Here is a 7756-nt window from a genome sequence, read left to right as displayed (position 1 = left end):
CGTGCCGGGCCGGTCCTCGGCGACGGCAGGTCGGGGTGTGGGGTGCGGATGGTAACGCGTGCGTCGTGGCGGCGGTCAGGGGGGTCAATGCCGAGCGCGGGTTGGAGACCACTCCGGGCGTTAAGACCAGTATCGACGCGCAGCCGGTGGAGCTTGGCGACGGCGCTGTGGTCATCGCCGCCATCACCTCCTGCACCAACACCTCCAACCCGAGCGTCATGCTCGGCGCCGGCCTGGTGGCGAAGAAGGCGGTGGAGCGCGGCCTGACGGTGCCGCCCTGGGTCAAGACCTCGCTAGGGCCGGGCTCCATGGTGGTCACCAAGTACCTGGAAGACGCCGGGCTCATGGAACCGCTCAAGGCGCTCGGCTTCCACGTCGTGGGCTACGGTTGCACCACCTGTATCGGCAATTCGGGCCCGCTGCGCCCGGAGGTCTCCAAGGCCATTGCCGACGGGGATCTCACCGTGGCATCCGTGCTCTCCGGCAACCGCAACTTCGAGGGCCGGGTGCATGCCGAGGTGCGCATGAACTACCTGGCCTCGCCGCCGCTGGTGGTGGCCTACGCCATCGCCGGGCGCATGGACTTCGACCCCTACCAGGAGCCGCTCGCGAACGACAAAGACGGCAACCCGGTGTATCTGCGCGATATCTGGCCCACCCAGGGCGAGGTGGCTGACACGGTGGCGAGCTTCCTCGGCAAGGACGATTATCTCCAGACTTACGCCGATGTGTTCAAGGGTGATGCCCGTTGGCAGGGCCTCCAGGCACCGGCGGGCAAGACCTTCGCTTGGGACACGAGCAGCACCTACGTGCAGGAGCCGCCCTACTTCCAAGGCATCACCATGGAGCCGGAGCCCGTGGCGGCCATCGAAGGCGCCCGCTGCTTGGCCCTGCTCGGTGACTCGGTGACCACCGACCACATCTCGCCCGCCGGCAATATCAAGGCGGACAGCCCGGCCGGGCGCTACCTCATAGAGCACGACGTGCAGCCGGCGGATTTCAACTCCTATGGCTCCCGCCGCGGCAACCATGAGGTGATGATGCGCGGCACCTTCGCCAACATTCGCCTGCGCAACAGGATGGCGCCGGGCACTGAGGGGGGCGTGACCCTGCACCAGCCCTCGGGCGATGAGATGTCGATCTATGACGCCGCCATGCGCTACCAGGCCGAGGGCGTGCCTGCCATTGTCATCGCCGGCAAGGAGTACGGCTCCGGCTCATCCCGCGACTGGGCAGCCAAGGGGCCGCGGCTGCTGGGCGTGCGGGCGGTGATCGCCGAGAGCTACGAGCGCATCCACCGCACCAACCTGGTCTGCATGGGCGTGCTGCCGCTGCAGTTCCAGCCGGGCGACAGCGCCGAGTCCCTGGGGCTCACGGGCTATGAGTCATTCACGATCGAAGGCCTGGACGACGGGCGCGCCAAGGAGGTCACGGTCACCGCAACCGGTTCAGACGGCGGCGCCCGGCAGTTCCAGGCCCGCGTGCGCATCGACACCCCCAACGAGGTGGAGTACTACCAGCACGGCGGCATCCTGCACTATGTGCTGCGGAAGCTGGCCGCGTAGGCAGCGCTACCTACCCGCGGGGACCCCGTCGCGGAGCGCGACGGCGATTTGGTGTAGCCGCTGGATCGAGGATATCCCAGACGCCAACGCACAGGAGCGGACCAGAGAAGAGCTGCTGATCAGCCTTCGAGAAGCCCCCCAAGACCTCATCAGCCTCCAAACCTCGCCCTCCGAACATCCATGGACCTCTCCACCCTCACCGCCATTTCCCCCATCGACGGCCGCTACGGCGCCAAGACCGAGGCGCTGCGCCCGGTGGCCAGCGAATACGGCCTGATCCGCCATCGGGTGATGGTAGAGGTACGCTGGCTGCAGGCGCTTGCGGGGCATCCGGGTATCGTCGAGGTGCCAGAGCTTGCGGACGCCGCGCGGGCGCGCCTCGATGCCATCGTCGACGATTTTTCGGTGGACCATGCCGCGCGCATCAAGACCATCGAGCGCACCACCAATCATGATGTCAAGGCGGTGGAGTACTTCCTGAAGGAGCAGGTGGCAGACGATGCGGAATTGGCCGCGGTGTCGGAGTTCATCCACTTCGCCTGCACCAGCGAGGACATCAACAACCTCGCCCATGCGCTGATGCTCCGTGCCGCGCGTGAGGACGCCCTGCTGCCAGCAATGGATGCAATCATCGACGCCGTCCGCGACCTTGCGCACAGGTATGCTGAGCAGCCCATGCTGTCGCGCACCCACGGCCAACCGGCCTCACCGACGACACTTGGCAAGGAAATGGCCAATGTCGTGCACCGCCTGCGCGCCCAGCGCAATATGGTTGCGGGCGTCCATCTGCTGGGCAAGATCAACGGCGCCGTGGGCAACTACAACGCCCACCTGGCGACCTATCCGGAGGTGGATTGGCCTGCAATGGCGAGGGACTTCGTCGAGTCCCTGGGCCTCACCTGGAACCCCTACACGACGCAGATCGAGCCGCATGATTACTTGGCCGAGCTGTTCGACGCTCAGGCCCGGTTCAACATCGTGCTGCTGGACTTCTGCCGCGACGTCTGGGGCTACATCTCACTCGGCTACTTCAAGCAGAAGACGGTCGCCGGCGAGGTCGGCTCCTCCACCATGCCGCATAAGGTCAACCCCATCGATTTTGAGAACGCCGAGGGCAATTTGGGCATCGCCAATGCGATCCTCGGGCATCTAGCAGAGAAGCTCCCCATCTCCCGATGGCAGCGGGATCTGACGGACTCCACGGTGCTGCGTAACCTCGGCGTTGGCCTGGGCCACAGCCTGATCGCGCTGCAATCAGCACAAAAGGGCATCAGCAAACTGGAGGCCGACCCTGAACGCCTCGCCGCAGACCTGGACGCCAACTGGGAAGTCCTCGCCGAGCCCATACAGACCGTCATGCGCCGCTATGGTATCGAGCAGCCTTATGAGAAGCTCAAGGCGTTGACCCGCGGCCGCCGCATCGGCCCGGGAGCACTTGCCGCCTTCGTCGACACCCTTAAGATCCCTGAGCACGCCAAGGCCGAGCTCAAGGCCCTGACCCCGGCGAGCTACATTGGCAATGCCGCTCAGCAGGCGCGGGCGGTCTGAGCGCGTTCTGTCACTCGAACCCAAGTCAGATATGCCATCAGCGCTGCTGGCACAAAAAAGCCCGCCGCGCGACGCGCGGCGGGCGTGAGTTGCGCAGCGGCCCGGCTGTGCAAGCCAGGCGCAGACCGCTTACATCACTTCCGGTACTTCCAGCACCACGACGCGGCGGCGCAGCGGGTTGTTCTCCAGCGGACCCAGGTCTCCGACCTGAAAATCGGTGGGAACATCCCAGGAGAACCCGGTCACGCGCGCGATGTCGCTCGCTGGGATGCCTTGGTCGATCATGTAGTTGCGAATCGTGTTGGCGCGGTTCTCACTGAGGGCCAGGTTATGCTCCCAGCTGCCGAGCTTGTCGGTAAAGCCACCGATGACCAAGCGCTCCCGACGCGGGGAGTCCTTGACCTCCTGGATATACTGGTCGAGATCGGTGAGGACCCCCGGGTTCAGGATATCGTCAAGGCCGTATCGGTCCAGCGCAAACTGAATGCGCAGGACCAGCGGGTCCCGGACCTCCATCTGGCAGGGCGGCAGGTTGGTGGGGCCGTCCGGCGCTTCCGACTGCCAGCACTCCCCATAGCTGGTGGCCCAGAGCTGGCCGTCCGGCACGGTGGGATCACCCGAGGCGTACCAGTAGGTCTCGTCCGGTTCCTGGGCAATGGCATTGAAGCTGAGGGCTGCGGCCGCCGGCAGCGCCAGCGCCAGGGTCCGCAGGGTGGTGAGGTGTCGCATCTTAGACTCCCAGAGTGTTGCGTGATGACAAAATAGGCAGTGGTGTGTGCCGCTGCAAGCGTCCCTTATGCATTGGCTTGTCGCCAGCGGCTTGTTTTGCAGCGGCGCGCACACCGGGCGGTGGTACAGGGATCGGCTCTGATAGTGTAGCGAATGTGAGCGGCATTCGTACAACTTTTTTGGATTTTCGGTTTTCTTGCATCATCGCGTGTGTGTCCTGAGCACAACTTGCTTTCTGAACAATATCTTCCGGGAGCATGAAGTCACCCGTTAGTCATACAACTGTCGCTCTTTTGCGACAAAGACCCCAATTATGCGCCATCGCTCACAACCCCTGATCCGCGGCGCCGCCTTTATCGTGCTCGGCGAGCTCTGCTTTGCGAGCATGGGCGTGGGCATTCGGCTCGTGTCCGACGAGCTTGATAACACGATGATCGTTTTCGCGCGGAACATCCTCGGCCTGGTTTTGCTGCTCCCCTGGCTCGCGCACCGCGGCATCGGCAACCTGGCCACGACGGTGCCGGGCCTGCACCTGCTGCGTGCCGGCGCAGGTGTCGCGGCCATGTATTGCTTCTTCTACGCCATTGCCGCCATGCCCTTGGCGGACGCGATGCTGCTCAAGCTTACGGCACCGATCTTCATGCCCATCATCGCTGTGCTTTGGCTGCATGAGCGGGTGACGCCGGCGTTGGCGCTGGCGCTCGGCATCGGCTTCTCCGGCGTCGCGGTCATCCTGGACCCAAGTTTTACAGAGGCAGGCATCAGGGTCTCCCCGGTGGCCTTCATCGGGCTCCTCGGCGGCGTGCTGGCGGCCCTCGCGAAGGTGACGGTGCGGCGGCTGTCTGCCAGCGAGCCTCCCACGCGCATTGTCTTTTACTTCGCCCTGATCGCTGCCGCGATCTCCGCCGTCCCGCTCATCTGGGCCTGGCAGACACCCTCGCCTGCGGCGGGATTTGGCTTGCTTGGCATCGCCATCGCCGCAACCCTCGGCCAGCTGGCCCTGACGCGCGGGCTCTCCCTGGCACCGGCGTCTCGCATGGGGGTATTCGGCTACTCGGCTGTTGTGTTCGGCGCGGCCTATGGCTGGCTCATCTGGGATGAGCCGCTCACCGTTGCCACCATCACCGGCACGCTGCTCATCGCGGCGGCTGGCTTGCTCGCCACCCGCGCCGTGCGCCGCAGCACCAGCGGCGTCGCCATTGGGCAGCCGACGCCAGCGACCAACGGCGGCCCCAGGGCCGAACTGTAACCATGGTACCCGTCCGGCTTCGATGGCCACCGGGGCTGAACCCCCGGCGCTTTTTGGCGGAGGTCTGGCAGCGCCGGCCAATGCTGTTGCGCGGTGCGCTTGCGGGCATCACCTCGCCCATCACGGCAGACGAGCTCGCCGGACTCGCCTGCGAGCCCGAGGTGGAGGCTCGCATCGTGTGCGAGCAGGGCGTGGAGCGGCCGTGGCAAGTGAGCCACGGCCCGTTCGACGAAGCGGCTTTCGCGCAGCTGCCGGCGACGCACTGGACGCTGCTGGTCCAGGACGTGGACAAGCATGTACCCACGGTTGCCGCTTTGCTCGCCGCCTTCGATTTTCTGCCCGAGTGGCGCCTCGACGACATCATGGTGAGCTGGGCAGAGGACGGCGGCTCCGTGGGGCCGCATCTCGATGAGTACGATGTCTTCCTGGTGCAGGTGCAAGGCCGGCGTCGCTGGCGCATCGACAGCCGTCCAGACCCACCGTCGGCGCTGGTGCCGGACCTGGACCTGCGGATTCTTGAGCGCTTCGAGTCGGAGCAGGACTGGGTGCTCGGGCCGGGTGACGTCCTTTATCTGCCGCCGGGCGTGCCGCACTGGGGCACGGCCGAAGGACCCTGCATGACCTGGTCCGTCGGCTTACGGGCACCCGCATGGCGGGAGCTGGCGGCTGACTGGCTCCAGCACGCAGTGGACACGCTGGCGGACGATGGGCGTTGGCGGGACCCACCGGAGATGCACCTGCCGGCGGAGCCCGCCGAATTGCCGGCGGACGTCACGGCCATCATCCGCGAGCGCATCAAGGCGATCTTGACCGGCGCGGACGACCAGCTGTTCCGCCGATGGCTGGGGACCTATCTCACCGAGCCCAAGCCCAACGTCGTGCTGCTGCCACCGGAGCCGCCCTGGCCCGCCCGAGAGGTGCTGGCGCTGCTGCTGGCCCAAGGCTGCTTGCCCCGCGACGGCGCCTCGCGGCTGCTGTTCCTGCCCGCATTGGGGAGCGGCGACGAGGACTTACTCTTCGCCAATGGCGACTGCCATGCGCTGCCCGCCGGCCACGCCGGCTTCCTGGCAGCCCTCTGCCGCCGCCCGGCGCTGGAGATGGCCGCAGCGGCGCCCTGGTTACACGAGCCACGCTGTATCCAGTTGCTCACAACGCTGTTCAATTCCGGCCATTTCTTGACGCCGGATGTCGCATCCCACGCCTGACTTACGCGCGACAGCTGGCGCCGACGCTTTCATCGAACGTTCAGCGTCGCCACCCTTGAATCGAACCTCCTCAATCCATCGGTTGCACCATATCGGCGCCGACCGCGTCAGCAGTAAGCAACAACGCTATGCCCCAGGACAATCGCCCCGTGTTTCGCATTCGCCGCGCGCAGTGGGAGCGGGATAACGCGGCACTCAACGCCATTCGCCGGCAGGTGTTCGTCCGCGAGCAAGGGGTGCCCGAGACGCTGGAGTGGGACGGCCTCGATGCCGACGCTGTACACCTGCTGGCGGAGGATGGCGATGGTAGGCCTATTGGCACGGCGCGGCTGCTGCCGTCTGGCCAGATCGGACGCATGGCGGTTCTCGCCGAGCATCGCCGCCGGGGTGTCGGCCGCGCCCTGCTGCTGGAGCTGCTGCGCATCGCTCGTGCCGACGGCAACGAACGCCTATTCCTGAACGCTCAGCTTGCCGCCCTGCCCTTCTATAGTACGCTTGGCTTCGAGCCGGACGGCGAGGTCTTCGAGGAGGCCGGCATCGCGCATCAGCGCATGCGCACCCCCTGAGCGCCCGGGGAGCCGCCGGCCGGCCTCAGAACGCGTCGACCAACTTGGTCGCGAGTCCGGTCTCAAGCGCCTCGCCGACGGAAATCCAATACATACTGTCGTTGGGCACAGACGCAGCCGCCAGCGCCACCGTGTCGTCAATGCCCATCTCCCGCAGGTAGAGCGCCGCCGCCACCACCGACAGTTGGCCGCCCTCGTGGCTGCTGAGGTGCTTCGGCACCTTGCTTTGATGAATGCCGAGCTTGGCCCCGCGGGTCACGTAACGCTCGATGCCACCGGCCAGCACATCCACGCAGGCGGAGGTACAAACGTCTTGAACGCCCACCCGTAGCCCGTTTTGACGCAGGTAGCGCCCGAGTCGCCGCGCTTCATACAGGGACCCCCCGGGGCTCGAGATCAGCAGCCCGACGGCTTTCTCCCGACGCAGAGTGTCGATGACCTCATCCGCAAAGCCCTCGTATATCTCCCCGTTTACCACCACCCAGGTGTTGCCGATGTTGCCGGAGCGATCGAACCGCACCAGCCCAGGCGCGGCGCCTGTGAGCGCCGCGAGACGCTCACAGGCGTTGCCGGCAAGTCGCCGCAGCGAGGCGCGCGCCGCTGCATCACCGGCCGCTGCGACGGTAATGGCGTTCGCGCGCTCCACCATCTCTTCGACCTCGAAGCCATACTGTTCGATGGCAGCGATCACAACGGCATCGGTGGCGCCGCGGTCCTCATTCTGCAGCACGCGGCGCAGATGGCAGGCGGCGATGGAAGTCAGCAGCTCGTCGCGGTCCGCGCCCGCCGGCAGGGCGGCATCCGTGTCGCCGGATCTGCCGCCTGTGCCGGCGCACCCCCCCGCCAGAAGGGCTGAGAGCAGCACCAGCAGCGCGCTGCTGCGTGTGGACAAGG

The 7756-nt window shown here is 66.2% G+C and carries 7 protein-coding genes; 5 read left to right on the top strand and 2 right to left on the bottom strand.

Translation table 11 applies throughout. From position 1 onward, the window contains the following. On the top strand, nt 1-1565 hold a 1565-nt coding region (locus tag I6U14_RS07465; protein ID WP_296898154.1), incomplete at its 5' end, for an aconitate hydratase AcnA. Nucleotides 1566-1745: 180 nt separating this feature from the next. Further along, nucleotides 1746-3113 (top strand): adenylosuccinate lyase, encoded by a 1368-nt coding sequence (purB, locus tag I6U14_RS07460; RefSeq protein ID WP_296898153.1) that lies wholly within the window; start codon nt 1746-1748, stop codon nt 3111-3113. Between the two features lie 129 nt (nt 3114-3242). On the opposite strand, the gene I6U14_RS07455 is transcribed toward purB, so the two are convergent. Further along, entirely contained in the window at nt 3243-3842 is a 600-nt protein-coding gene (locus I6U14_RS07455; protein WP_296898152.1) for an OmpA family protein, read from the bottom strand. Nucleotides 3843-4155: 313 nt separating this feature from the next. Between I6U14_RS07455 and I6U14_RS07450 the strand changes: the two genes are divergently transcribed. The 3 genes from I6U14_RS07450 (at nt 4156) to I6U14_RS07440 (ending at nt 6862) form a co-directional block, all read left to right on the top strand. Continuing rightward, nucleotides 4156-5091 (top strand): DMT family transporter, encoded by a 936-nt coding sequence (locus tag I6U14_RS07450; protein ID WP_296898150.1) that lies wholly within the window; start codon nt 4156-4158, stop codon nt 5089-5091. Nucleotides 5092-5171: 80 nt separating this feature from the next. Further along, on the top strand, nt 5172-6296 hold the full coding sequence (locus I6U14_RS07445; protein WP_367115643.1) for a cupin domain-containing protein: 1125 nt from the start codon (nt 5172-5174) through the stop codon (nt 6294-6296). 128 nt (nt 6297-6424) lie between these two features. Further along, the gene (locus tag I6U14_RS07440) at nt 6425-6862 is read left to right on the top strand and encodes a GNAT family N-acetyltransferase (RefSeq protein ID WP_296898148.1); all 438 of its coding nucleotides are present in this window, start codon (nt 6425-6427) and stop codon (nt 6860-6862) included. A gap of 25 nt (nt 6863-6887) precedes the next feature. Here I6U14_RS07440 and I6U14_RS07435 read toward each other — a convergent pair whose 3' ends face one another. Next, nucleotides 6888-7754 (bottom strand): hypothetical protein, encoded by an 867-nt coding sequence (locus I6U14_RS07435; protein ID WP_296898147.1) that lies wholly within the window; start codon nt 7752-7754, stop codon nt 6888-6890. Nucleotides 7755-7756: the final 2 nt, after the last annotated feature.

It is taken from the genome of Thiohalocapsa sp., assembly GCF_019695415.1.
Taxonomy (GTDB): Bacteria; Pseudomonadota; Gammaproteobacteria; order Chromatiales; family Chromatiaceae; genus Thiohalocapsa.
The sequence above is the reverse complement of the archived record's forward strand: the minus strand, read 5'-3'. Positions and strand labels throughout refer to the sequence as shown.

What these genes read in the sequence shown, in the direction of transcription:
- purB (WP_296898153.1), top strand. Translation starts at nt 1,746, where the DNA reads ATGGACCTCTCCACCCTCACCGCCATTTCCCCCATCGACGGCCGCTAC.
- I6U14_RS07455 (WP_296898152.1), bottom strand. Translation starts at nt 3,842, where the DNA reads ATGCGACACCTCACCACCCTGCGGACCCTGGCGCTGGCGCTGCCGGCG.
- I6U14_RS07450 (WP_296898150.1), top strand. Translation starts at nt 4,156, where the DNA reads ATGCGCCATCGCTCACAACCCCTGATCCGCGGCGCCGCCTTTATCGTG.
- I6U14_RS07445 (WP_367115643.1), top strand. Translation starts at nt 5,172, where the DNA reads ATGCTGTTGCGCGGTGCGCTTGCGGGCATCACCTCGCCCATCACGGCA.
- I6U14_RS07440 (WP_296898148.1), top strand. Translation starts at nt 6,425, where the DNA reads ATGCCCCAGGACAATCGCCCCGTGTTTCGCATTCGCCGCGCGCAGTGG.